Annotated in this window: 22 protein-coding genes, 6 tRNA genes and 3 rRNA genes; 6 read left to right on the top strand and 25 right to left on the bottom strand. The window is 47.7% G+C overall.

Features of this window, described 5'->3' with window-relative positions; translation table 11 throughout:
- Nucleotides 1-97: 97 nt before the first annotated feature.
- From rplL to ACUZ8J_RS01200, 11 genes are all read right to left on the bottom strand, one after another.
- Nucleotides 98-469 (bottom strand): 50S ribosomal protein L7/L12, encoded by a 372-nt coding sequence (gene rplL / locus ACUZ8J_RS01250; RefSeq protein ID WP_011624800.1) that lies wholly within the window; start codon nt 467-469, stop codon nt 98-100.
- Nucleotides 470-523: 54 nt separating this feature from the next.
- The gene (gene rplJ, locus ACUZ8J_RS01245) at nt 524-1,024 is read right to left on the bottom strand and encodes a 50S ribosomal protein L10 (protein ID WP_023265431.1); all 501 of its coding nucleotides are present in this window, start codon (nt 1,022-1,024) and stop codon (nt 524-526) included.
- A gap of 266 nt (nt 1,025-1,290) precedes the next feature.
- Complete coding sequence (gene rplA, locus ACUZ8J_RS01240) at nt 1,291-1,992, bottom strand: 50S ribosomal protein L1 (protein WP_011715456.1); 702 nt, start codon at nt 1,990-1,992, stop codon at nt 1,291-1,293.
- A gap of 4 nt (nt 1,993-1,996) precedes the next feature.
- Nucleotides 1,997-2,425, bottom strand: a complete 429-nt coding sequence (gene rplK, locus ACUZ8J_RS01235) for a 50S ribosomal protein L11 (protein ID WP_011621019.1) — start codon at nt 2,423-2,425, stop codon at nt 1,997-1,999.
- Between the two features lie 128 nt (nt 2,426-2,553).
- Complete coding sequence (gene nusG, locus ACUZ8J_RS01230) at nt 2,554-3,105, bottom strand: transcription termination/antitermination protein NusG (protein ID WP_088213140.1); 552 nt, start codon at nt 3,103-3,105, stop codon at nt 2,554-2,556.
- A 9-nt stretch (nt 3,106-3,114) separates the two neighbouring features.
- Complete coding sequence (secE, locus tag ACUZ8J_RS01225) at nt 3,115-3,486, bottom strand: preprotein translocase subunit SecE (RefSeq protein ID WP_011621018.1); 372 nt, start codon at nt 3,484-3,486, stop codon at nt 3,115-3,117.
- 276 nt (nt 3,487-3,762) lie between these two features.
- Nucleotides 3,763-4,947, bottom strand: coding sequence for an elongation factor Tu (gene tuf / locus ACUZ8J_RS01220; protein ID WP_011715454.1), 1,185 nt, complete (start codon nt 4,945-4,947; stop codon nt 3,763-3,765).
- Nucleotides 4,948-5,062: 115 nt separating this feature from the next.
- A tRNA-Thr gene (locus tag ACUZ8J_RS01215) sits at nt 5,063-5,138 on the bottom strand.
- Nucleotides 5,139-5,147: 9 nt separating this feature from the next.
- Nucleotides 5,148-5,221 (bottom strand) — tRNA-Gly (locus ACUZ8J_RS01210).
- Between the two features lie 35 nt (nt 5,222-5,256).
- A tRNA-Tyr gene (locus tag ACUZ8J_RS01205) sits at nt 5,257-5,341 on the bottom strand.
- A 7-nt stretch (nt 5,342-5,348) separates the two neighbouring features.
- Nucleotides 5,349-5,424, bottom strand: a tRNA-Thr gene (locus tag ACUZ8J_RS01200).
- 234 nt (nt 5,425-5,658) lie between these two features.
- Here ACUZ8J_RS01200 and coaA point away from each other — a divergent pair.
- Entirely contained in the window at nt 5,659-6,609 is a 951-nt protein-coding gene (gene coaA, locus ACUZ8J_RS01195) for a type I pantothenate kinase (protein ID WP_011715453.1), read from the top strand.
- Nucleotide 6,610: 1 nt separating this feature from the next.
- Here the strand turns inward: coaA and birA are convergent, their stop codons facing one another.
- The 7 genes from birA to ACUZ8J_RS01160 form a co-directional block, all read right to left on the bottom strand.
- On the bottom strand, nt 6,611-7,570 hold the full coding sequence (birA, locus tag ACUZ8J_RS01190; RefSeq protein WP_446692857.1) for a bifunctional biotin--[acetyl-CoA-carboxylase] ligase/biotin operon repressor BirA: 960 nt from the start codon (nt 7,568-7,570) through the stop codon (nt 6,611-6,613).
- Entirely contained in the window at nt 7,563-8,588 is a 1,026-nt protein-coding gene (gene murB, locus ACUZ8J_RS01185) for a UDP-N-acetylmuramate dehydrogenase (protein WP_446692856.1), read from the bottom strand. Before murB ends, birA begins: the two co-directional genes overlap by 8 nt.
- A gap of 214 nt (nt 8,589-8,802) precedes the next feature.
- Nucleotides 8,803-8,918: ribosomal RNA gene (gene rrf / locus ACUZ8J_RS01180) — 5S ribosomal RNA — on the bottom strand.
- A gap of 131 nt (nt 8,919-9,049) precedes the next feature.
- Nucleotides 9,050-11,943, bottom strand: a 23S ribosomal RNA gene (locus ACUZ8J_RS01175).
- Between the two features lie 274 nt (nt 11,944-12,217).
- Nucleotides 12,218-12,293 (bottom strand) — tRNA-Ala (locus tag ACUZ8J_RS01170).
- Between the two features lie 45 nt (nt 12,294-12,338).
- Nucleotides 12,339-12,415, bottom strand: a tRNA-Ile gene (locus ACUZ8J_RS01165).
- A gap of 70 nt (nt 12,416-12,485) precedes the next feature.
- Nucleotides 12,486-14,028: ribosomal RNA gene (locus ACUZ8J_RS01160) — 16S ribosomal RNA — on the bottom strand.
- The 16S, 23S and 5S rRNA genes sit together here with 2 tRNA genes alongside, the layout of an rRNA operon.
- A 625-nt stretch (nt 14,029-14,653) precedes the next feature.
- Here ACUZ8J_RS01160 and ACUZ8J_RS01155 point away from each other — a divergent pair.
- Nucleotides 14,654-15,118 carry an RNA-binding protein gene (locus ACUZ8J_RS01155; protein ID WP_011715450.1) on the top strand — a complete coding sequence of 155 codons (465 nt, stop codon included), beginning with the start codon at nt 14,654-14,656 and terminating at the stop codon, nt 15,116-15,118.
- Nucleotides 15,119-15,129: 11 nt separating this feature from the next.
- Here the strand turns inward: ACUZ8J_RS01155 and murI are convergent, their stop codons facing one another.
- Nucleotides 15,130-15,951, bottom strand: a complete 822-nt coding sequence (gene murI, locus ACUZ8J_RS01150) for a glutamate racemase (RefSeq protein WP_011715449.1) — start codon at nt 15,949-15,951, stop codon at nt 15,130-15,132.
- A 141-nt stretch (nt 15,952-16,092) separates the two neighbouring features.
- On the opposite strand from murI, the gene trmA reads away from it, so the two are divergent.
- Nucleotides 16,093-17,190 carry a tRNA (uridine(54)-C5)-methyltransferase TrmA gene (gene trmA, locus ACUZ8J_RS01145; protein WP_446692855.1) on the top strand — a complete coding sequence of 366 codons (1,098 nt, stop codon included), beginning with the start codon at nt 16,093-16,095 and terminating at the stop codon, nt 17,188-17,190.
- A gap of 69 nt (nt 17,191-17,259) precedes the next feature.
- Here the strand turns inward: trmA and fabR are convergent, their stop codons facing one another.
- A complete protein-coding gene (gene fabR / locus ACUZ8J_RS01140; RefSeq protein ID WP_011070594.1) occupies nt 17,260-17,874 on the bottom strand; it encodes an HTH-type transcriptional repressor FabR in 615 nt (204 codons plus the stop codon).
- A gap of 143 nt (nt 17,875-18,017) precedes the next feature.
- Between fabR and ACUZ8J_RS01135 the strand changes: the two genes are divergently transcribed.
- From ACUZ8J_RS01135 to mnmH, 3 genes are all read left to right on the top strand, one after another.
- Nucleotides 18,018-19,124: an acyl-CoA desaturase gene (locus tag ACUZ8J_RS01135; RefSeq protein WP_446692854.1), complete on the top strand. Its 1,107-nt coding sequence runs from the start codon at nt 18,018-18,020 to the stop codon at nt 19,122-19,124.
- A gap of 96 nt (nt 19,125-19,220) precedes the next feature.
- Nucleotides 19,221-20,279, top strand: a complete 1,059-nt coding sequence (gene selD, locus ACUZ8J_RS01130; protein WP_011624792.1) for a selenide, water dikinase SelD — start codon at nt 19,221-19,223, stop codon at nt 20,277-20,279.
- A complete protein-coding gene (gene mnmH, locus ACUZ8J_RS01125) occupies nt 20,279-21,433 on the top strand; it encodes a tRNA 2-selenouridine(34) synthase MnmH (protein ID WP_446692853.1) in 1,155 nt (384 codons plus the stop codon). The genes selD and mnmH overlap by 1 nt, the downstream gene beginning before the upstream one ends.
- Before the next feature lie 54 nt (nt 21,434-21,487).
- Here the strand turns inward: mnmH and ACUZ8J_RS01120 are convergent, their stop codons facing one another.
- From ACUZ8J_RS01120 to nudE, 5 genes are all read right to left on the bottom strand, one after another.
- Complete coding sequence (locus tag ACUZ8J_RS01120; protein WP_446692852.1) at nt 21,488-23,350, bottom strand: MFS transporter; 1,863 nt, start codon at nt 23,348-23,350, stop codon at nt 21,488-21,490.
- Entirely contained in the window at nt 23,341-23,952 is a 612-nt protein-coding gene (locus ACUZ8J_RS01115) for a TetR/AcrR family transcriptional regulator (protein WP_446692851.1), read from the bottom strand. Before ACUZ8J_RS01115 ends, ACUZ8J_RS01120 begins: the two co-directional genes overlap by 10 nt.
- Nucleotides 23,953-24,183: 231 nt before the next feature.
- Entirely contained in the window at nt 24,184-24,627 is a 444-nt protein-coding gene (locus ACUZ8J_RS01110) for a GNAT family N-acetyltransferase (protein WP_446692850.1), read from the bottom strand.
- Nucleotides 24,628-24,633: 6 nt separating this feature from the next.
- On the bottom strand, nt 24,634-25,446 hold the full coding sequence (cysQ, locus tag ACUZ8J_RS01105; protein WP_011624787.1) for a 3'(2'),5'-bisphosphate nucleotidase CysQ: 813 nt from the start codon (nt 25,444-25,446) through the stop codon (nt 24,634-24,636).
- Nucleotides 25,447-25,516: 70 nt separating this feature from the next.
- Entirely contained in the window at nt 25,517-26,068 is a 552-nt protein-coding gene (gene nudE, locus ACUZ8J_RS01100; protein WP_011621002.1) for an ADP compounds hydrolase NudE, read from the bottom strand.
- Nucleotides 26,069-26,147: the final 79 nt, after the last annotated feature.

Below are 26,147 nucleotides of genomic sequence, written 5' to 3'. Positions count from 1 at the left end.
AAAAAAATCGCCGACGCATATAGCGCAAAAAAGGCCGACGGTTAAAAAACCGCCAGCCTCCACCCAATTGGCTTGGGTGAGTAAGCTACATAATAGCTTACTTGATCTCTACTGTAGCACCAGCTTCAACCAGTTCTTTCTTCAGAGCTTCAGCTTCTTCTTTAGAAACGCCTTCTTTAACTGCTACTGGAGCAGCTTCAGACATTGCTTTAGCTTCTTTCAGGCCTAAACCAGTTGCGCCACGGATTGCTTTAATAACAGCAACTTTGTTGTCGCCGTGAGCAGTTAACATAACAGTGAATTCTGTTTGTTCTTCAGCAGCAGCACCTGCATCAGCAGCACCGCCAGCAACTACTGCAGCAGCAGCAGAAACGCCGAACTTCTCTTCCATAGCTTCGATCAGTTCAACAACTTCCATTACAGACATAGCTGCAAAGGCTTCTAAGATTTGGTCTTTAGTGATAGACATAACAAATGTTTCCTATTGTTCTGAATTCAATTTTATTAAGCAGCCAGCTTAAAATTAAGCGGCTTCTTGTTTTTGATCGCGCAGGGCGGCCAGAGTACGAACGAACTTGCCAGCAGATGCTTCTTTCATAGTCATCATTAACTGTGCTAGTGCTTCTTCGTATGTTGGCAGTTTCGCCAAACGATCAATTTCAGCTGCAGGGATGAAATTCCCTTCAAAGGCTGCGCCTTTAACTTCGAAGTTAGCTTGCTCTTTAGCAAAGTCTTTTAACAGACGAGCTGCAGCACCTGGGTGCTCGTTAGAGAAAGCAATCAAAGTTGGGCCAGTGAACGTTTCTGCTAGGCACTCAAATGCAGTACCTTCAACAGCACGACGAGCCAGAGTGTTACGTACTACACGTACATAAACACCAGCTTCACGAGCTTTTTTACGCAGACCGGTCATAGCACCTACAGTTACACCGCGTGAATCAGCGGCTACTGCAGATAGCGCACCTTTGGCAGCTTCGTTGACTTCAGCAACAATCGCTTTTTTGTCTTCGAGTCTTAATGCCATTGGCTTTACTCCTGGATTCCACCTAGGGTATTCCCCTAGTATTTACCATACTAAATACTTATGTATTTAGTGACTTACGGTGCAGATTATCCAGTAAAAAAATTTAGCTGGGGCCTGACACCGTCTACGCAGGAAATTAAGTAAACCGATAAGGAAAACACCTGCGGTCTTGGACGGAAGCCCGTTTCACGATGCGTTACACATCAAAAACAGGCTTCAACCCACAAAGTGCGCGCATTATAGACTAATGCGCTCACCTTGTAAAATTAGTTAGCTGTATCGAGAGTCGCTTGGTCGATAGCTACACCTGCACCCATAGTGGTAGAGATGCTAACTTTCTTCACGTATACACCTTTAGCAACTGCAGGCTTAGCCTTTTTCAGTGCAGAGATTAACGCTTCCAAGTTTTCTTTCAATTGAACTGGTGTGAAATCCACTTTACCGATAGTAGTGTGGATAATACCGTTCTTGTCGTTACGGTAACGAACTTGACCAGCTTTAGCGTTCTTAACTGCTTCAGCAACGTTTGGTGTTACTGTGCCAGTTTTTGGGTTAGGCATTAAACCACGTGGGCCTAAGATTTGACCTAACATACCAACAACGCGCATTGCATCTGGAGATGCGATAACTACGTCGAAGTTCATTTCACCGGCTTTGATTTGCTCAGCCAGATCATCCATACCAACGAGTTCTGCACCAGCAGCTTTTGCAGCTTCAGCATTTGCACCTTGTGTAAATACTGCAACGCGAACTTCACGACCAGTACCGTGTGGTAATACAGTAGCACCACGAACGTTTTGGTCTGATTTACGTGGGTCGATACCCAGGTTAACAGCAACGTCAACACTTTCAACGAACTTAGCAGTTGCTAATTCTTTTAACAGAGCAACAGCGTCGTTGATTTCGTATAACTTAGTACCGTCAACTTTCTCGCGGATTACGCGCATGCGTTTAGTTAGTTTTGCCATTATATTAACCCTCTACAACCAAACCCATTGAACGCGCAGTACCTTCGATTGAGCGAGTCATCGCTTCAACATCAGCACCAGTCATATCGGCCGCTTTCAATTCAGCAATTTCTTGAATCTTAGCACGAGCGATAGTACCTACTTTCTGAGTGTTTGGACGTGGAGAACCTGATTTCAGGCCTGCAGCAGTCTTCAGTAAGTAAGAAGCTGGCGGAGTCTTAGTTTCGAAAGTGAATGAACGGTCACTGTATACAGTGATCACGACTGGAATAGGCATGCCTTTTTCCATTTTTTCTGTACGTGCGTTGAACGCTTTACAGAATTCCATGATGTTCACACCTTTCTGACCCAGAGCTGGACCAACTGGTGGTGAAGGGTTCGCAGAACCTGATTTCACTTGTAGCTTAATATAAGCATCAATCTTTTTTGCCATCTGACATTTCCTCAGTTTGGGTTCAAACGCGCATCAGCGACATGCCGACGTGCTCCCCCGAAAACAACGGGTGCGGATTATATAGAAATCCGCACCCGTTGCCAAACGGATTTTTGTATTTAATTTAATCAGCCTTTTTCGACCTGATTAAAATCAAGCTCAACAGGTGTAGAACGACCAAAGATCATTACTGACACTTTTACGCGGCTCTTGTCATAATCCACTTCTTCAACAGTACCGTTAAAGTCAGCAAATGGACCATCACAAACACGCACCACTTCGCCCGGCTCGAAAATAACACGGTGAGTCGGTGAAGCTGTGGTTTCTTGTAAGCGACGCAGAATTGCATCCGCTTCTCTATCTGAAATTGGGGCAGGACGATCAGAAGTTCCGCCAATAAAGCCTAAAACACGCGGGATGCTTTTGACTAAATGCCAACTGTCATCGTTCATTTCCATCTGGACTAGAACATAACCAGGGAAAAACTTACGCTCGCTCTTACGACGCTGGCCTGCACGCATTTCAATGACTTCTTCAGTCGGAACCAATACTTCGCCGAAGTACTCTTCCATGCCGTGCATTTTAATGTATTCAATCAGTGACTTACAAACTCGGCTTTCATAGCCTGAGAATGCCTGCACTACATACCATCTTTTTTTAGCTTCTTTAGCTTCAGTCATTCGAGGTGCCTATACGCCAGTGATGAAATTGACAATGTGCATTAACACTGCATCTAAACCCCATAAAACAAGGGCTAAAATACCTGTTGCAGCAAGGACAATAAAAGTGGTGTTAAGCGCTTCTTGACGTGTTGGCCATACGACCTTGCGCACTTCAATTTGCGACTCACGAGCGAACGCTAAGGCTTTCTTACCCTTTTCTGTTTGCAGGGCAATAAAACCAGCAATAGCGAATGCAACGATAACAGCCAGTGCACGGATCACGGCACTTGTCTCGCTATACATTTGATTGCCAATAACAGCAGCGGCCAGCAATAGGATCGCTAAACCCCACTTCACGATATCCAGAGAGTTAGTCTGGTTTTCAGTATTTGTTGTCATCGGTTATTCCGTTACTCAATACGGCCTGAGCTTGAGCACAATAATTAGGGACATACGACCCAGTTACAATACGCTTTAGATACTCTGCATTCCGAATACCCTTAGAAACGCATGCTGCATAAGCTCAGGGTCAAAAATCGGCCATAGATTGTATTCTTATTCGACTTTGTTAGCAAGGATGCACAGCCGTTGCAACCCACAAAACCTAGTAAATAATCGACTTAAACAAAAAAGGAAGCCGAAGCTTCCTTTTTCAGTACTATAACTAATTCGCGATTAAGCGAAAATCTTAGCTACAACACCAGCACCTACTGTACGACCACCTTCACGGATTGCGAAGCGTAAACCTTCGTCCATCGCGATTGGGCAGATCAGAGTCACTTTCATCTTGATGTTGTCGCCTGGCATTACCATCTCTACGCCTTCTGGCAGTTCGATAGTTCCAGTCACGTCAGTTGTACGGAAGTAGAACTGTGGACGGTAGCCTTTGAAGAATGGAGTGTGACGACCACCTTCTTCTTTTGACAGAACGTATACTTCTGATTCAAAAGTAGTGTGTGGGTTGATTGAACCTGGCTTAGATAATACTTGACCACGTTCTACGTCATCACGCTTAGTACCACGTAACAGGATACCACAGTTCTCACCTGCACGACCTTCGTCAAGCAGCTTACGGAACATTTCAACACCAGTACAGGTTGTCTTAGTAGTTGCACGGATACCAACGATTTCTACTTCGTCACCAACACGTACGATACCACGCTCAACACGACCAGTTACTACTGTACCACGGCCAGAGATTGAGAATACGTCTTCGATTGGCATCAGGAATGGCTTATCGATATCACGCTCTGGTTCTGGAATGTAAGAATCCAGTGCCGCTGCTAATTCGATGATCTTAGCTTCCCACTCTGGCTCGCCTTCTAGCGCTTTCAGAGCTGAACCTTGGATAACTGGTAAGTCATCACCTGGGAAGTCGTATTCTGATAACAGTTCACGTACTTCCATTTCTACTAATTCTAACAGTTCAGCATCGTCAACCATGTCACACTTGTTCATGAATACGATGATGAATGGTACGCCTACTTGGCGAGACAGCAGGATGTGCTCACGAGTTTGTGGCATTGGACCGTCAGTAGAAGCTACTACCAGGATCGCGCCGTCCATCTGTGCAGCACCAGTGATCATGTTTTTAACATAGTCAGCGTGGCCTGGGCAGTCTACGTGTGCGTAGTGGCGAGTTGGAGTATCGTATTCGATGTGAGAGGTATTGATGGTAATACCGCGCTCACGCTCTTCTGGAGCGTTATCGATTTGAGAGAAGTCTTTAGCTTCACCACCGTAGGTCTTAGCCAGTACGTGAGAGATAGCTGCAGTCAGAGTGGTTTTACCATGGTCAACGTGACCGATGGTGCCCACGTTAACATGGGGCTTATTACGTTCAAATTTAGCTTTTGCCATGGTATTGCCTCAATCCAAGAGTCTTGGTGATGAAAACATACATATAGAAAAAATCCGATGCATATAAATGACATCGAACCGATTATTTAGGTATAGGAGCTTAATTTAGAGAGGCTGGTGCTGATAGGCAGATTCGAACTGCCGACCTCACCCTTACCAAGGGTGTGCTCTACCAACTGAGCCATATCAGCAACTAAATTTGGAGCGGGCAGCGGGAATCGAACCCGCGTTATCAGCTTGGAAGGCTGGAGTAATACCATTATACGATGCCCGCGCAACCTAACTAAGGCTACCTAACTACCTAGAAAATGGTGGAGGGAGAAGGATTCGAACCTTCGAAGGCGGAGCCGTCAGATTTACAGTCTGATCCCTTTGGCCACTCGGGAACCCCTCCAGTAAAATGGTGCCGGCACCAAGAGTCGAACTCGGGACCTACTGATTACAAGTCAGTTGCTCTACCAACTGAGCTATGCCGGCAAATCATTTCGGAACGGGATATTAGGTAAATGTGTGCCCAAGTGCAAGCAAAAATCGACGATTTGTTTAAAAAAAGCAATCAAATGATGCTTTTTTACACTTAAACCTAGGCCGTAGAGCAATTATTCTGCGAATACTCAAGCGAGACAAACAAACGGGGCATCGAGAATAGATTTTATATTGTCGATACTTAAGTCATGGTGTACTGTGCGATCCCTAAGCCGAGGAAAGCCAATGACGTCAAAAAATCCAATTCAAAAAGCACTCTATCTTGCCTTTGAGCGCGCGCAATGGTCTGTTTTACGGGACGCAGTGCCAATGACACTGAGTGAACAAGACTTGGAAAATTTGCGCGGTATTAATGAGAAGGTTTCCCTCTCAGAAGTAACCGATATTTACTTGCCTCTCAGCCGGTTACTCAATCTCATCGTAAAATCTAAGCAACAGCGTGGCTTAGTCTTGGATGAGTTTCTCGGTCAAAAACCCTCGAGCAGTCCTTATATCATTAGTATTGCTGGTAGCGTTGCAGTGGGCAAAAGTACCACAGCGCGTATTTTACAAGCATTGCTGCGCCACTGGCCGGAACATCCTAAGGTCGATTTAGTGACTACCGATGGTTTTCTGTATCCTCTAGCCGACTTAAAGCGCAAGGGCCTTTTGCAGCGTAAAGGCTTCCCCGAAAGTTACGACATGAAGATGTTGGTCGAATTTATTTCGGCGGTAAAATCCGGGCAGGCCCATGTGAATGCGCCTATCTATTCCCACGTGACTTATGATCGTATTCGCGGCCAGCATCAAACGGTTTCTCAGCCCGATATTTTGATCCTTGAAGGACTCAATGTACTGCAAACTGGTTTAGATTCACCGGTAGATATACGTCGCCCTTTCGTCTCCGACTTTGTCGACTTCTCTATTTACGTTGATGCCGAAGAGCACTTATTAAAGCAGTGGTATCAGGAGCGCTTTTTGCAATTCCGTAAAGGCGCCTTTAGTGATGAAAAGTCGTATTTCCATCACTACGCCAGCCTAACCGATGATGAGGCGAATGCGATTGCGGCGAAGATTTGGGACACGATCAACGGCCCCAATTTACAACTCAATATCCAGCCGACAAGAGAGCGGGCACATCTGATCCTGCAAAAAGGTCAGGATCACTTGATGTCCCACGTATTGTTGCGCAAATAGTCTATTTCGGCCTTAAACTAATTTCGCCGCCGATGTATGCCTGTGTGCCATCGGCGGTTTCAAGTAGCACCGCGCCCTGTTCGTCGACGCCGCGGCAAATACCCTCAACATGATTTTCACCCATGAGTAGACGGATCTCTTTACCATAGAATAAATCAGCCGATTGCCAACGCATTTTGAATGCAGCTAATCCTTCGCGCTCAAATAGTTGAATATCTTTCTTAAGCTGCTTTTGCAGCGCAATCACAAGATCCGTTTTATTTGGCATAGTCGCTAAGGCGGATAGATCACTCCAAGGCTGGTCTATGCCCTTACCTTGGTCTTCCGACATGGCCATGTTGACGCCAATACCAATGATCAATTGGCACTCGCTATCTGCCTGACCTGACATCTCAATTAAAATCCCAGCAAGCTTTTTATAATTAAGGTAAATATCGTTTGGCCATTTCACGCCGATATTATCCACGCTAAAGGACTTCAATACCTCGACTAAGCTGCAAGCCACCACAAGGCTTAAGCCCATTGCCTGCGCCATCCCTTGGGGGAATGACCAAAACTGCGAGAAATATAAATGATGCCCATAGGGAGAAACCCAAGTACGGCCACGGCGACCTCGCCCTGCCGACTGGTATTCCGCTACACATAGGTCGCCACTCTTAAGCTCACCCGTATGACTTAACATAAAGCCGTTGGTGCTTGGGATCTCATCAAAATAAAAGCACCGATTATCAATCGACTGAATTAACCGAGCCGAGTCGATAAGGGAGATGGGGTTCGCTAACTTATAACCACGGCCTTTGACACTGTAAATCGCCACGCCATAATCTTCCAAAGCATCGACATGCTTGCTGACCGCCGCACGAGAAATACCCAATTGTGTCGCCAACTCTTCACCCGAGACAAAATGTTCGCTCGACAGTAATCCCAGTATTTCGCGTTTTCTCACCCAGTTATCAGACATCGAGACTCGTCTCCCCTGTTAATCCCATAATTCTTGGCTCAGCTTCTAACTTAACGCCAAAAACCTCATTCACTCGCGCAATAACATGTAATGCTAATCGACAAATATCTTGGCCAGTTGCATAGCCTAAATTGACTAATACTAAGGCTTGCTTCGCATGCACTCCCGCGTTTCCCAGGGAAAAGCCCTTAAGACCCGCGTGCTCAATTAGCCAACCCGCAGCCAGTTTAACCTCTCCATTGGGTTGAGCATAACCGACAATACTCGGGAAACGCGCAGCAAGCTGCATATATGTCGCCGCGCTTACGATAGGATTCTTAAAGAAGCTACCTGCATTACCGAGTTCTTTTGGGTTGGGCAGCTTTTCGCTCCTCACCTCACAGACACGCTCAAAAATCTCCCTTGGGGTCACCGTCTCAGCGTTAAATGATTGCAACGGACCATAGGCCAATTTCGGTTGCCAAGCTTTAGGGAGGCGCAAACCAACGGCGCTTATCACAGCTTTGTCGCGTAAGCTGCCTTTAAATATCGACTCCCGATAGGCAAACTCACACTCATCGACTGTAAGCCTTAACAAGTTGCCAGACTCGAGATCCATGTATTCGACCCAATCACAAATATCGCAAAGCTCAACGCCATAGGCACCGATGTTTTGGATCGGAGCTGCACCAACAGTACCAGGGATAAGCGCTAAGTTCTCAAGACCTGGCATGTTCTGATTTAAGCTGAACTGAACCAATTCATGCCAGTTCTCACCCGCCTCAACAGCAAGGTAAAAGTGAGAGTCATCTTCAGAGCAGGAAACACCCTTAGTCAACACACGCACTACAGTGCCATTAAAATCATCGGTGAATACGATATTGCTGCCGCCGCCGAGGACAAGCATAGGTCGCTTAGACTGATATAAGGATAAGCAGGTCGATTGCAGCTCTGCCTTGGAATGGACTTCAATCATGGATAAGCAAGATTGCTCCACGCCAAAAGTATTAAACGGCTTTAACGAATATGGAAAAGACATGGTGATGTTCTGCCGCGACAAAAGCGACATTGTAAACGCTTCACCCTAGAATTGCAGCAAACTGAGGTAGATCGGTAAAAGTAGGCAGATTGATACTGCAAGATCTTGAACAAGAGTAAAAAGAACAGTGGAAGTGACAGTTAAGAACGCCAAATGCCAAACACTTAAAACAAAAAAGCCAGCTTATTCAGCTGGCTTCATTGTTTAATTAGGCGCTTGGCGATGACCTACTCTCACATGGGGAGACCCCACACTACCATCGGCGCGATTGCGTTTCACTTCTGAGTTCGGGATGGGATCAGGTGGGACCACAATGCTATTGTCACCAAGCAAATTTGGTATTTACTTACCCGTCTTATCTCATGCAGGCAGTAAATTAAATTCGGAAAGCTGGATTGAGTTGCACTTCTTAAGTGTTTGTATTCGTCTAAGTATCACTTAGTAAAACCCATCTGGGTTGTATGGTTAAGCCTCTCGAGTCATTAGTATCAGTTAGCTCAACGCCTCACAACGCTTACACACCTGACCTATCAACGTCCTAGTCTCGAACGGCTCTTTAGTGGACTTATAGTCCAAGGGATGACTCATCTTGGGGCTCGCTTCCCGCTTAGATGCTTTCAGCGGTTATCGATTCCGAACATAGCTACCGGGCAATGCCATTGGCATGACAACCCGAACACCAGCGGTTCGTTCACTCCGGTCCTCTCGTACTAGGAGCAACTCCCCTCAATCATCCAACGCCCACGGCAGATAGGGACCGAACTGTCTCACGACGTTCTGAACCCAGCTCGCGTACCACTTTAAATGGCGAACAGCCATACCCTTGGGACCGACTTCAGCCCCAGGATGTGATGAGCCGACATCGAGGTGCCAAACACCGCCGTCGATATGAACTCTTGGGCGGTATCAGCCTGTTATCCCCGGAGTACCTTTTATCCGTTGAGCGATGGCCCTTCCATTCAGAACCACCGGATCACTATGACCTACTTTCGTACCTGCTCGACGTGTCTGTCTCGCAGTTAAGCTGGCTTATGCCATTGCACTAACCGTACGATGTCCGACCGTACTTAGCCAACCTTCGTGCTCCTCCGTTACTCTTTGGGAGGAGACCGCCCCAGTCAAACTACCCACCAGGCACTGTCCTTAACCCCGATTAGGGGCCCAAGTTAGAACATCAACACTACAAGGGTGGTATTTCAAGGACGACTCCACGAGAACTAGCGTTCCCGCTTCAAAGTCTCCCACCTATCCTACACATGTAGGGTCAATGTTCAGTGCCAAGCTATAGTAAAGGTTCACGGGGTCTTTCCGTCTAGCCGCGGGTATACGGCATCTTCACCGCAATTTCAACTTCACTGAGTCTCGGCTGGAGACAGCGTGGCCATCATTACGCCATTCGTGCAGGTCGGAACTTACCCGACAAGGAATTTCGCTACCTTAGGACCGTTATAGTTACGGCCGCCGTTTACCGGGGCTTCGATCATGAGCTTCTCTTGCGATAACCCAATCAATTAACCTTCCGGCACCGGGCAGGCGTCACACCGTATACGTCATCTTGCGATTTTGCACAGTGCTGTGTTTTTGATAAACAGTTGCAGCCACCTGGTATCTGCGACTGCCGTCAGCTTAGGGAGCAAGTCCCATCACCAACAGCAGCGTACCTTCTCCCGAAGTTACGGTACCATTTTGCCTAGTTCCTTCAGCCGAGTTCTCTCAAGCGCCTTGGTATTCTCTACCCGACCACCTGTGTCGGTTTGGGGTACGATTCCCGCTAACCTGAAGCTTAGAAGATTTTCCTGGAAGCATGGCATCAACTACTTCATCCCCTTGGGGACTCGTCATCAGCTCTCAGTGTTAAGAACGCCCGGATTTGCCTAAGCATTCCACCTACCACCTTAAACGCGGACTACCAACGCCGCGCTAGCCTAGCCTTCTCCGTCTCTCCATCGCAGTTAGCGGAAGTACAGAAATATTAATCTGTTTCCCATCGACTACGCCTTTCGGCCTCGCCTTAGGGGTCGACTCACCCTGCCCCGATTAACGTTGGACAGGAACCCTTGGTCTTTCGGCGAGGGGGTTTTTCACCCCCTTTATCGTTACTCATGTCAGCATTCGCACTTCTGATACCTCCAGCGTGGGTTACCCCTTCACCTTCAACGGCTTACAGAACGCTCCTCTACCGCGCAACCCTAATGGATTGCACCCGTAGCTTCGGTGGTATGTTTAGCCCCGTTACATCTTCCGCGCAGGCCGACTCGACTAGTGAGCTATTACGCTTTCTTTAAATGATGGCTGCTTCTAAGCCAACATCCTAGCTGTCTAAGCCTTCCCACATCGTTTCCCACTTAACATACACTTTGGGACCTTAGCTGACGGTCTGGGTTGTTTCCCTTTTGACGACGGACGTTAGCACCCGCCGTCTGTCTCCCGGATAGCACTCTTTGGTATTCGGAGTTTGCAAAGGGTTGGTAAGTCGGGATGACCCCCTAGCCTTAACAGTGCTCTACCCCCAAAGGTGTTCGTCCGAGGCGCTACCTAAATAGCTTTCGAGGAGAACCAGATATCTCCCGGTTTGATTGGCCTTTCACCCCCAGCCACAAGTCATCCGCTAATTTTTCAACATTAGTCGGTTCGGTCCTCCAGTTGATGTTACTCAACCTTCAACCTGCCCATGGCTAGATCACCGGGTTTCGGGTCTACGCCTTGCAACTAAACGCGCAGTTAACACTCGGTTTCCCTACGGCTCCGCTATTCGCTTAACCTCGCTACAAAACGTAAGTCGCTGACCCATTATACAAAAGGTACGCAGTCACGGTCTCAAGAACCGCTCCCACTGCTTGTACGTATACGGTTTCAGGTTCTATTTCACTCCCCTCACAGGGGTTCTTTTCGCCTTTCCCTCACGGTACTGGTTCACTATCGGTCAGTCAGGAGTATTTAGCCTTGGAGGATGGTCCCCCCATATTCAAACAGGATATCACGTGTCCCGCCTTACTCGTTTTCATCAAAGGTTAGTTTTCGTGTACGGGGCTATCACCCTGTGCCGCTGGACTTTCCAGACCATTCCACTAACACCCCTCTGACTTAAGGGCTAATCCCCGTTCGCTCGCCGCTACTAGGGGAATCTCGGTTGATTTCTTTTCCTAAGGGTACTTAGATGTTTCAGTTCCCCTCGTTTGCCTCACTACACTATGTATTCATGCAGTGATAACAGCTTATGCTGCTGGGTTCCCCCATTCGGACATCGTTAGCTCAAATGCTTGTTACTAGCTCGCCAACGCTTTTCGCAAGTTACTACGTCCTTCATCGCCTCTGACTGCCAAGGCATCCACCGTATACGCTTAGTCGCTTAACCATACAACCCAAATGAGTTTCACATCACTTGCGCTGTTGCGACCAGCTGGTTTTACTTGTCTCATTTCCGACCAAGGAAATGGACTCGCCTTAGACTTGAATATTCAAGACACTTAAAAAGTGTTTTAAGAACTCAATTTTTTTCGTATTAACACAACGACAGACATCATTGTATTAATTACTATCAGCTTTCCAAATTGTTAAAGAGCGGGCTTAAAAAAGCCAAAGATAATTTTTCAGTTTATCTTTGGCATCTCTAACCAGATTGCAGTAAGTGGTGGAGCTATGCGGGATCGAACCGCAGACCTCCTGCGTGCAAGGCAGGCGCTCTCCCAGCTGAGCTATAGCCCCATTTACATGCAGTGCGAGTATCAGATGTCCCAACCCTCAAAGGATTGGTGGGTCAGAGTGGACTTGAACCACCGACCTCACCCTTATCAGGGGTGCGCTCTAACCAGCTGAGCTACAGACCCATCTTTTACTCTATCTTCTATCAAGCAAATCTGTGTGAACACTCAACAAACATCGAGTTAGTCGTATAGGTAAGGAGGTGATCCAGCCCCAGGTTCCCCTAGGGCTACCTTGTTACGACTTCACCCCAGTCATGAACCACAAAGTGGTGAGCGCCCTCCCGAAGGTTAAGCTACCCACTTCTTTTGCAGCCCACTCCCATGGTGTGACGGGCGGTGTGTACAAGGCCCGGGAACGTATTCACCGTGGCATTCTGATCCACGATTACTAGCGATTCCGACTTCATGGAGTCGAGTTGCAGACTCCAATCCGGACTACGACGAGCTTTGTGAGATTAGCTCCACCTCGCGGCTTTGCAACCCTCTGTACTCGCCATTGTAGCACGTGTGTAGCCCTACTCGTAAGGGCCATGATGACTTGACGTCGTCCCCACCTTCCTCCGGTTTATCACCGGCAGTCTCCCTAGAGTTCCCACCATTACGTGCTGGCAAATAAGGATAGGGGTTGCGCTCGTTGCGGGACTTAACCCAACATTTCACAACACGAGCTGACGACAGCCATGCAGCACCTGTCTCAGAGTTCCCGAAGGCACTAAGCTATCTCTAGCGAATTCTCTGGATGTCAAGAGTAGGTAAGGTTCTTCGCGTTGCATCGAATTAAACCACATGCTCCACCGCTTGTGCGGGCCCCCGTCAATTCATTTGAGTTTTAACCTTGCGGCCGTACTCCCCAGGCGGTCTACTTAATGCGTTAGCTTGAGAGCCCAGTGTTCAAGACACCAAACTCCGAGTAGACATCGTTTACGGCGTGGACTACCAGGGTATCTAATCCTGTTTGCTCCCCACGCTTTCGTGCCTGAGCGTCAGTCTTTGTCCAGGGGGCCGCCTTCGCCACCGGTATTCCTCCAGATCTCTACGCATTTCACCGCTACACCTGGAATTCTACCCCCCTCTACAAGACTCTAGTTTGCCAGTTCGAAATGCAATTCCCAGGTTGAGCCCGGGGCTTTCACATCTCGCTTAACAAACCGCCTGCGCACGCTTTACGCCCAGTAATTCCGATTAACGCTTGGACCCTCCGTATTACCGCGGCTGCTGGCACGGAGTTAGCCGGTCCTTCTTCTGTAGGTAACGTCACAGCTGCAAGGTATTAACTTACAACCTTTCCTCCCTACTGAAAGTGCTTTACAACCCGAAGGCCTTCTTCACACACGCGGCATGGCTGCATCAGGGTTTCCCCCATTGTGCAATATTCCCCACTGCTGCCTCCCGTAGGAGTCTGGGCCGTGTCTCAGTCCCAGTGTGGCTGATCATCCTCTCAGAACAGCTAGGGATCGTCGCCTTGGTGAGCCATTACCTCACCAACTAGCTAATCCCACCTAGGTTCATCCAATCGCGAGAGGCTCGAAAGTCCCCCTCTTTCCCCCGTAGGGCGTATGCGGTATTAGCAGTCGTTTCCAACTGTTATCCCCCTCGACTGGGCAGATCCCTAGGCATTACTCACCCGTCCGCCGCTCGCCACCTCAGGAGTAAACTCCCTTGTGCTGCCGCTCGACTTGCATGTGTTAGGCCTGCCGCCAGCGTTCAATCTGAGCCATGATCAAACTCTTCAATTAAAAGTTTTGTGAATCCGAAGATTCGACTCAATGAATTCTGAATCGACTTAACTTAATAAGTCGTTGTACATATTGCTATGAACACTCATTCATTGATGTAAATTTTGATTACTCGCCAAACGGCAGAGTAATTTCGATTAACTCAACACCTGTGAGTGTCCACACAGATTTGCTTGATAAATTGTTAAAGAGCGTTGACCATCGCCTTATCGCAAGTGATTTCAGCGGGTCAGGGCTGCGTATTCTACGCATTCCCGTTTTTGCGTCAAGTAGTTTTTGCAACTTTCTTTTCGCTCATCGAGGAGTAAATCACTCGATGAACTGGCACTTGAAACTGCGTATCGCTGTCTGCCGTGTCAGTGGATGCGCATTATAGGCAGCAGAACTTTTTACGCAAGGGCTTTTTTCGCTTCTTCAAATCGTACGCCGATATTTTAAACATCATGTCTATTTTTTATCTATTTCTGCTTTGTTATTCGATTTAAAAGCGAATTTTTATCTGAGAAATGATAAATCACGCTCAATTTTTCGGCAGCGGTCTAGTGTAAAAGTAAATAATTCATTACCATATGACTTGCTGTTAACAGTTATTTATCATTTTCTATTTCATTCAGAGAGCATTTATATGCAAAAGTCATTTCTTATTGTTTTGGTTATTGCCATTCTCGGCGCAATCGCGCTATCTCAATTTGCAACTACATTACCTGCGTACATCGCTTTTGTTGCTGGCGTTATCATTACTACTCTCGTTTTTAAATTTGTCCCTGAGACAAACCAAGCTCAAGGTGCAGATGAGCAATATGTTGGCCCGACTATGACACTCTATGTAGGCAATTTGCCTTATCGTGTCCATGAGGGTGAAGTAAAGGTTCTGTTTGGTGAGTTCGGCCCCGTCAACTCAGTACGTTTAGTACGTGATCGTAAAACGGGACGTCGTAAAGGGTTCGGCTTTGTGGAAATGTCCGAAGCGGGAGCTCAAAAGGCGATGGTCAAGTTGAACGATTTTAACTTCCAAGAAAGAACCTTGAAGGTTAGAGAAGCGAAGACTCAAGATTCGGAAGCTGCCGACCGTACAGGTACCGATGAATAATCCGCGTTAATTTATCCGTTTGAGTTGATTGTGGTGATTCGCTCTAGGGTTGAAAAGCCACAATCGACTAACGTAGTCGCTAATCCCTCACTGATTTCTGCTTTAGTATAAAACGCCTGCATAAGTAAATTACTGTGCGCGTCTTCTTCCTGAACTTGCTCATCACTCTTAGTCTCAGCCAACAAGGTTTTGACTCGCTTGGCGATAGCCTCTCCAGAATCGAGCAAGGTGACACCTTGGCCTAATACCTGTTGCAGTTCATCACGCAGCATGGGGAAGTGAGTACATCCAAGCACCAAAACATCTAAGTCCGCTTCGACTATTGGTGATAGCACCTGTGTTAACCGCACCATATCTAATTGGCCGGTAGCAATCTTCTGTTCGGCCATTAGCACTAATTCGGAAGATCCGAACAGCTCAACGTGGCAATCATCGGCAAATTGGCTAATGAGTTCGTAGGTATAGTGACGCTTGACCGTACCAGGAGTGGCCAGCAAACCAATACGCTTACTTTTAGATAACTGCGCCGCGGGTTTAATGGCGGGGACAACGCCCACCACAGGAATAGATAGAGTGGCACGCAGCGCGGGCAGCACAACAGTACTCGCGGTATTGCAAGCTACGACAACAATGGCAGCGTGGGTACGCTCGACAACTTGGTCGATGAGCGCAACACAACCCGAGATAAGTTCCTGCTCTTCCAATTCGCCATAGGGCAATCTGGCATTATCGAATAAATAGCAGTAATCGTGATGTGGGAGCAGTTTGCGAATTTCGGCCAATACGGATAGACCGCCGATGCCAGAATCGAATACTAATATTGGTTGCGACAAGCCCGTCTCCAGTTAATTCGTTGCCCCATGCGCGGGCGGATTTTCCCACAGCTTTGCTCAAACCGCAAAACCAAGATGCTGGACATTCGTGTCACCTAGTATAAAATTTGCGCCCCAATTTACAGCCACGGTGAATCGACAATGAACTTAGCAGCAATGGATCCCACGACCTATGATGCGCAACTAACGGCAAAGCGTATCAAGCTAGAGCAGGCCTTTGCCCAATTTGAGACACCGAGTGTTGAAGTGTTTGCCTCAGAACCTGCCCACTATCGGATGCGCGCCGAGTTTCGCGTATGGCACGAGGGCGACGATTTATACTATTACATGTTCGATAAAGTATTGAACGACAAAGTTCGTTGCGATCAATACTTACCCGCGAGTGCCTTAATCAATCAGATGATGGCGGCTCTGATCGCCGAGTTAAAACCGAACCACAACCTACGTCATAAACTCTTCCAGGTTGATTTTTTATCAACGCTCAGTGGTGAGATTTTAGTGTCACTGCTGTATCACAGACAGCTTGATGATCAATGGCGCAGCGAAGCCGCTGCACTTAAAGCCAGATTGAGCAGCCAATTTAAGGTCAATATCATTGGCCGTGCGCGCAAACAGAAAATCGATTTAGATAAAGACTTCGTGGTTGAGTCACTGCAAGTGAATGACAAAGTTTTCCATTACAAACAAATCGAAAACAGCTTTACCCAGCCAAATGCCAAAGTGGCTATCAAGATGCTGGAGTGGGCTATCGACGTGACTCAAAATAGCCAAGGGGATTTACTGGAGCTTTACTGTGGTAATGGCAACTTCTCCATCGCGCTGGCACAAAACTTTAATCGCGTGCTCGCAACCGAGTTGGCTAAACCTTCAGTCGATGCTGCCCAGTACAATATCGAAGTCAACAATATCGATAATCTGCAGATTATCCGTATGTCGGCGGAAGAATTTAGCGATGCGATGGCTAAAAAACGCAGTTTTAGACGCTTAGAAGGCATAGATCTGGATAGCTATGTCTGCAACACCATTTTTGTCGACCCTCCACGAGCAGGTATCGACCCTGCCACGTTAGAGTTAATGCAAGGTTATGAGCGGATCCTGTATATCTCTTGTAATCCCGACACCCTGAAAGACAATTTGCAGCAATTAAATCAGACCCATAAAGTCACCCGTTTTGCTCTGTTTGATCAGTTCCCTTATACCGATCATATGGAAACAGGTGTACTGCTTGAGCGTCGTTAAGCGACTCTATGTACCTAAAAATAAAGGAGCCATTGGCTCCTTTATTTTTGGACTAAATCACAATTTCACTTAACGATGCTCAACCTTATGTTGTAAGGCTTCGGCGCCCTTCGCCACCATACGTAATTGCATCACCAGTTGATCGGCAAGCACTTTACGATCGGCACGCTTCATATCCAGTGCCGACGCTCCGGCGTTAAACACTAAGGTCACTAGCGCTTCTGCCTGCGCTCTGGCTAGCATAGGTGTACGGCCCGCCGTCGCTTCGGTGTAATGGGCCAATTCAGAAATAAAATGTTCAATCTCGCGAGCCACCGCTGCGCGGAATGCCGCCGAGGTACCTGAACGCTCATGCAGTAAAATTCTGAAAACGTTTGGATTAGAATCAAGTACTTCCATAAAGGTATCCACTGATATACGGATCACGCTACCACCCGCTTCAGCACGTTGACGCCCCTTGCGCATCATTTGCCTTAGGGTAAGCCCGCCCTCGTCGACCATAGTCAACCCGAGCTCATTCATATCCTTAAAATGACGATAAAAGGATGTGGGCGCAATGTTGGCTTCCCTCGCCACTTCTCGCAAACTTAAGCTAGAGAAGCTCCGCTCAGCACTGAGCTGATTAAAGGCCGCATCGACTAGAGCCCGCCGAGTTTTCTCTTTTTGCTGTGCACGAATACCCATTCTTGAATCCGCTAACTGAATGTAATGACGCGATAATACCGCTTTTGCGATTGAAACACAGCCCTATCCACCTTGACCAAACAAGATTGCTGGGCTAAATTAGCTTACAGTTGTACGCTCAAATGCGGATATTGGAAACTATAATGAATAAACCCCCTATCATCTGGCTTAATGTCACCCTATTTAGCCTAACCTTTCTCAGTGCGGTAATCCTCGTTCCTTGGTATGGCCTAGCCCACGGTTACGGTGCCAGCGAATGGATTGCTTTTGTGGTGTTAGCCTTTGCCAGTGGTCTGTCGATCACTGCGGGTTACCATAGACTCTGGTCACATAAAGCCTATAAGGCACACCCTGTAATACGTTTCATCTACGCACTTGGTGGTGCATTAGCATTACAAAACAGCGCATTACATTGGGCATCCGATCATCGAGTGCATCATAAGCATGTCGATGACAATGACAAAGATCCTTACTCCGCCAACATGGGTTTCTGGTACAGCCATATCGGTTGGATGCTGCGCGAATACCAAGCCCAGCGTTACCATGACTACCAAAACGTGCGTGATTTACAGAACGACCGTATCGTGATGTGGCAACACAAGCACTATCTTGCACTTGTGCTACTTATGAATATTGGTCTGCCTGCTTTATTAGGCTGGTTCACTGGCAATATCGCGGGTATGTTACTGATGGCGGGACTTCTGCGCTTAGTGGTCGTGCATCACTGCACCTTCTTCATTAACTCCCTCGCCCACGTGTGGGGTAGCCAACCTTATACCGATAAAAATACGGCTCGCGATAATGGTTTTCTGGCTGTACTGACCTACGGTGAGGGTTATCATAATTTCCACCATATCTTCGAAAACGATTACCGTAACGGCATTAAGTGGTGGCATTACGATCCGACTAAGTGGTTGATTAAGGCGTTATCTTGGGTTGGCTTAGCCAAAGACTTACGCACCAGTCCACAGGAACGGATTGAGAGCGCACGCTTGCAGATGCAACTGCTGAATGCCAAAAATAAAGTGATCCATCTGCCCAATGCCGATGAAGTGATTGAGAAAATCCAACAGGAATACGAGTTAATGAAGGAACATTTACTCGAATACTATCAGGCGAAAAAGGCGCTGTTAGAAGCCAAGCGTAAGCAACTGGTCGATCAACAGTTGTTACTGCAAGTCGAAGAATTGAAGACACGATTCCTGACTCAGCAAAAAAGCTGGAAGAGCCTCACGGCAAGTTATAGCTAGACCACAATTCTCGGTAAAAATCATACGGCCGCCTTGCATGGTGGCCGTATCCTATTATGATGATGCCTCAATCACTTTTTACAGGATGTAGGGCTCATGTCGAATTCCGCTGTATCTTCCGCCGATAGCATTAAACTCACAGAATATAGTCATGGTGCCGGCTGCGGCTGTAAAATTTCCCCTAAAGTACTGACCACGATTCTTGCCTCGCAGCTGCCTGTATTTACCGATCCTAACCTGTTGGTCGGCAATCAAAGTCGTGATGATGCCGCCGTTTATAAGCTCAATGATGAAATCGGCATTATCAGCACCACCGACTTTTTTATGCCCATCGTAGATGACCCCTTTACCTTTGGCCGTATCGCCGCCACCAATGCCATTAGCGATATCTATGCCATGGGTGGCACGCCCATGATGGCGATTGCGATTTTAGGCTGGCCAGTGAACAAACTCCCCGCCGAGATCGCGCAGCAAGTAGTCGATGGTGGTCGTCAAGCCTGTATGGAAGCAGGGATAATGCTGGCCGGAGGTCACAGTATCGATGCGCCTGAGCCAATCTTTGGCCTTGCGGTCACAGGGCAAATCGCCCTGACGGATTTAAAACAAAACGATACCGCAAAAGCGGGCGATCGCTTGTATCTCACTAAACCTATCGGAATTGGCATTCTCACCACGGCACAAAAGCAGAAGAAGCTCAAAGATGAAGATAGCCAAATTGCAGTCAATGCCATGTGCCAGCTCAATAGCATAGGCGCCAAAATCGCTAAGATTACAGGCGTAAACGCCCTCACCGATGTCACAGGTTTTGGACTTGCGGGCCACCTACTGGAAGTATGCCAAGGCGCTAAACTCACCGCTAAGCTTGACCTCGATTCGGTACCACTCTTGCCCCGCGCCCTCGACTATCTAGCGCAAGGCTGTATACCCGGTGGTACCCATCGTAACTACGACAGTTATGGCGAACACTTGCCCGCACTTACCGATCATCAAAAAGCCATTTTGTGTGACCCGCAAACCAGTGGCGGCTTGTTAGTGGCGGTATCGAGTGAGGCCGAAGCAGAACTGGTGGCACTGCTGAATGCCCATCAGATTGAGCCTATCTGCATTGGTTCGCTAGAAACACCCACCTCCACCGCCAATGTGGTGCTGTGTTAATGACAACTAAGCTCATCCCCGCCCAGCAATATCACGATATCTTTATCGCTGGGCAGCCATTAATCGACTTAAGAGCGCCAATCGAGTTTGACCGCGGCGCTTTTCCTTCCTCGGCAAATCTGCCGTTAATGGTTGATAAGGAAAGGGAAAAGGTTGGCACTTGCTACAAAGAGCAAGGACAGCAAGCCGCGATAGCCCTAGGCCATTCCCTCGTACATGGCGTGGTAAAACAGCAGCGTATTGATGCTTGGTTAAACTTTTTATCGGCCCACCCCCAAGCTTATCTTTACTGCTTTCGCGGCGGGCTACGCTCACAGTTAACTCAACAATGGCTGCAAGAAGCAGGCGTTACTGTGCCTTATGTGCAAGGCGGCTACAAAGGCATGCGCCAATATTTAATTGGTGTGATTGAGGCGGCGCCAAGTCTGCAACCCTTGCTAAGCCTGAGCGGTATGACGGGAAGTGGTAAAACCGATTTTTTAAAACGACGTAAAGAAGCAATCGATCTCGAAGACATAGCAAATCACAGAGGCTCGAGCTTTGGAAAAAACATCGACCCACAACCGACGCAAATTAACTTTGAAAATCGGCTCGCCATTGCCCTGTTGCACCATCAATTAGGCAATCACGCCTGTTTGTTGCTCGAGGATGAAAGCTTTTTGATTGGCCGCTCGGCGCTGCCGCAAAGCTTTTATAGCGCCATGCAGACGGCCGATATTGTAGTACTCGAAGAAGATGATGACATCAGGCTCACTCGCTTACTCGATGAATATGTTCATAAAATGCACCGAGGATTTATCGAACGCCTCGGCTTAGAGGCAGGTTTCGAAGCCTTTAGCCACTATCTATTGCAGAGTCTTGGCAGCATTCGCAAACGTCTTGGCGGTAAGCAATATCAAGAGTTGCAAGACATCATGCAGCAAGCACTGTCTCAGCAACTTAATCAAAACCAAACCTCACAACATTTGGCTTGGATAAGCCTACTACTGCACAAGTATTACGACCCCATGTACGAATACCAGTTGCAGAAAAAAGCTGGCAATATTCTGTTTAGAGGGAGTCACCAAGCCACGCATGAGTGGCTGGATAACTATCAGCGAGATAACTATCAGCGGAATAACCATCCGTTGGATAGCCAGCACTCAAAAGGCTAAAAACAAGAAAACCGTGTGCTAACTGCCACGGTTTTCTTTATCTATCTCGTCAAGTTAGGACTTATTGAGTAGATTCGCGACACTATCCCTGAGCGAGTGCCGATCAGCATTTTGCCCATCCACCACATCCGTTAAGCTCACCGATACCTTGGACCAAAAGCGTTTCGGCATTGTGGTCAATGCATGGCCATCCTTATGACTAAAGTAAGAGCCCCACAGACCATTGAGTGCCATAGGGATCACGGGCACGGGATCGCGGGCCAAGATTTTATCGATACCGGGACGGAACTCGCCAAGTTCACCATCGGGGGTTAAGCGGCCTTCGGGGAAGATACACACCAACTCGCCATTCGCTAACGCCTCATGAATCGATTCAAAAGCTTGATTGTAAGTGGCCTCACTCTGACGCGGGGAACAAATCGGGATCACCCCAGCATGGCGGAACAGGTATTTCAGCACAGGGATTTCACTGATGGATTTATCCATCACGAAACGAATCGGCCGGGTCGAGGCCCCCATAATGATCAACGCATCCACATAGCTCACATGGTTACAGACGATAATCCCAGCACCTTCTTTTGGGATCTTTTCTCGCCCAGTCACAGTCACTCGATACATCACATGGCTGAGTAAGTAACTGATAAATCGTTGTGTAAACTCAGGCACTTGCGAATACACGTAAAGTGCAACCACAAAGTTCATCACCGCTAGCAGTAAGAATAACTGTGGGATACTCCAGCCAGCCACCCCAAGCAGCAGCATAGACAACAACGCCGACGCCACCATAAACAGCGAGTTCATAATGTTATTCGCAGCAATCGCTTGCGCACATTCACCCTTAGCGGAGCGCGCTTGAATAAAGGCATACAGAGGCACGATAAATAGACCACCGCTGACACCAATCATAAAGAAGTCCAGCATCACTCGATAATGCTTCGGCTCGGCAATAAAGGTCTGTAAGCCATAGACAAACTGCGCATCCGCAGGTGCGGGAGGAATCGCCCAAAGCAAGTCCACACCAAACACAGTTAACCCAAGCACCCCAAAGGGCAACAAGCCTAACTCCACATGGCCAAAGGAAAAACGCTCACAGACAAAGGAGCCCACCGCAATCCCGATAGAGAACATCCCCAGCAGCAGCGACACCACGGTCGCGCCTGAGTGCAAATGCAACTTGGCAAAGTTAGGGAATTGGGTCAGATATGTCGCCCCCAAGAACCAGAACCAGCTAATGGCGAGGATAGCCATCCAAATCGAAGGCGTTTGACGCGCCTTCTTTATAGTGCGCCAAGTGCCTGATAATGGGCGAAATTGGATTTTTTCTACTGTGCCCTGCGGCGGTAAAGCAGGGATCGCACGGCTAGATAAATACCCCGCCAAGGCAAGGGCTGCGACCGTGATGGCCGACCATAGGGTGGCATTGTTTTCAGATACTAAAATCCCGGCACTCAAGGTACCAATCAAGATAGACAAAAACGTCCCCATCTCAACCCAGGCATTACCCGTCACTAACTCATCCTCTTTTAAGGCTTGAGGTAATAGGGAATATTTGACCGGGCCAAAATAAGCTGACTGACTACCGGTTAAAAACAACAGTAATAACATCATCATATAATTCTCGCTCACGATGGCCGCCGCGGCGCTGAACATAATGATGACTTCGAGCAGTTTTAAGCGACGGATAAGTTTGGCCTTATCCATATTGTCGGCCACCACGCCTGCATGGGCCGAAAACAGGAAAAACGGCAGAATAAAGACCCCCGCCGCTAAATTGACAAACATATCGACACTAATTGGTAAATCGTTGACTTGGCTGAAGGTAACCAGCAGCAACAACACATTTTTATAGATATTGTCGTTAAGAGCCCCAAGGCATTGGGTAGCAAAATACGGTAAAAAACGTTTTGTTAGCAGCATGATGCTTCCCTCTGATAACCCATTCCCTGTAAATACCCAGTCACATGACTTTCTAACAAAGCGGGTAAAGATGCCGTATCGGCAAACAATTTATTATCCAGTGATAAGGCGGTGAGGCCGTGAATGCCGCCCCAGAGTACTCGGCTCATTTGGAGTTGCTGCTCTGTAGTCTTATTGGGGAACAACAGGGCTAACTCACGTTCAATTAAACTGAATAAACCTGCGATAAGTTGGCCTTGGGATTCGGGCAAAGGTTCACTGTCGAGTAACTGCAGTTCAAATACCAACTTAAAACATTGGCGCTGTGCATGGGCAAACTCAGCGTATTTTTGCGCCATGCTAATGATTTGATTGCGACTATTCTCAGCATTTACCTCGGAGAGCTGGTGCATCAGCGCCTGCAACGTTGCCTCAGAAACGGCTAACAGTAGGTAGTTATAACTACCAAAGATATTGATTAAGGTACTCGGCACATAGCCAATCTGGCTAGCAATCTTGCGTAAACTCAGTTCTTGTGTCCCTTGCTGTTGCAGCAATGCCATTGCCGCCTCTACTGCCATAGCACGAATCTCATCATGACTATGTTCTTTGCGTCTCGCCATAGGTCTCACTCCCTGTTGAATGCAGTGAGATTAACAGTCTCAAAAATAAAAAACAACGTTCAAAATAAGTTTATTTTGCGTACAGCATGAAATAAAAGGCATAAAAATGAGGGAAGAAGGGCTAATTTTGAGGTATTCGCTCGATGGGAACCTTGGTAGAAATTTAACTTTTAGCGCATAAAAAAAACGGCGCCCTCAATCGAGGACACCGTTTCAACATTGAACTTTTACCTAGCGGCAGTGATAACTCATCACGACCCTATCGGCCCCAGCGCCAAAATAGTCCGTTTCGAAGTCGGTATCGACAAATCCTAAACGCTGGTATAAACCATGGGCAGGATTATGGGGATCGACGGTTAAATCCACCCGCTTCACCTGAGGTGGTAGTTGGCTTAAACATTGTTGGATTAATTGTTTACCAATGCCTTGGCCGCGGGCTTGCTCACTCACCGCCACGGATAGAATCCACATACAGGCAGGGTCGCTACTTTGAGCGCAGAGCAAATAGCCTAAAAGCTCCCCGCTATCATCTAGGGCAACCAGAAACTGCTCAGGCCAACAATCAAACCCTTGGCGGAAGAAAAAATCGGGATAACTATGATCGCCAAAGATAGCCTGCTCAAGTTGAAAAACATCGGCTAACTCTGACTTTAATACTGGACGGATAGACTGCATGTAAAACTATTCACCAATTAAAATCTTATCCCACTCTAAATTGGGCGCACCAACAACAATAAAGTTAGGATTTTCAAGCGTTTCACGCTCGTTATAGGTTAAAGGCTGCAGCTCGGTATCCATGAGCTGACCACCCGCCTCCTCAATAATAATCTGCGCGGCGCCGGTGTCCCACTCCCCCGTCGGCCCGACTCGCACATAACAATCGGCGCGCCCTTCGGCAACCAGACAACTCTTCAGGGCCGCACCGCCCATGACCACCAGCTCACAGTGCTTAGGCTGATTGAACAGGGTCAACACAGATTGAGGATCCTGACGACGACTCACAGCTAACCTTAGGGAAACTTGCTCACGGTGCTCAATCTGCCGACTGCTAATACGCACTTCTTGCTTATCGGTCCGTTTATAGGCACCTAATCCAGCGATAGCGTAGTAACACACCTGCGTCATCGGCACATAAACCACACCCATTACCGGACGATTGTGCTCCACCAGCGCGATGATCACCGAAAAGTCACCACTACCGGCAATAAACTCCCCCGTACCATCGAGAGGATCGACTAACCAATAACGTTTCCAGCCTTCACGCACGCTTAAGGGAATATCGGCAGCCTCTTCAGACAGGATAGGAATATCGGGCGTCAATGCGGCTAAGCGTTCACAGATCAGCTTATTCGCCGCCAGGTCCGCAGAGGTGACAGGGGTATTATCAGACTTGGTTTCTCGCTCAAAATTACCCTTGAGGTAAATCTCACGAATAGTGCGACCCGCATCCGTTGCTATCGCAATCACCTCGTCGATTAACTCTTCTGGCTTCATAACCACTCCAATCGCAAACTTCGCGAATGATTTACAAGCACTCAGTTGCTGAACGCTTTAACGAAAAAGATTATTTAAGTTGTAGGTGTTTCTGCGCTAAAAACAATGCGCTCACACTACGAGATTCGGAAAAATCGCTATTATCGAGTAACGCTTCCCACTCGGCCAACGCCCAAGGCACCACATCTATGGGTTCAGGCTCGTCGCCTTCGAGACGGCTTTCATATAAATCTTCTGCTATGAAAATTTGCATCTTGCTAGAGAAATAACCCGGCGCAAGGCTAAGTTCTTTCAACAATGTCAGCTTACGCGCCCCAAAACCGATTTCTTCCTGCAATTCTCGATTGGCCGCTTCGATAGCTTGCTCACCTGGATCTATTAATCCCTTAGGAAAACCTAGCTCGTAATTGTCGGTGCCAGCAGCATACTCACGGGCTAACAGCATGTTGCCTTGATGAATGGGCACCACCATCACAGCGCCACGACTACCACCTTTCATCCGCTCATACTGGCGCTCGACACCGTTGGAGAATTTAAGATGGACCTGTTCGATTTGAAACAAGCGGCTCTTAGCGACAACTTCGGTATGTAAGATTTCCGGCTTATGGTGCCGCTGCGACATAACTGCCCCTGGATAAAAATAGCAACAAACTAACTAGGATAAGTGACAATCTTACTATCCTGTCTTTAATCTACAACCT

It is taken from the genome of Shewanella sp. Koi 1, from assembly GCF_052907445.1.
This window is presented reverse-complemented; position numbering and strand designations above follow the sequence as displayed.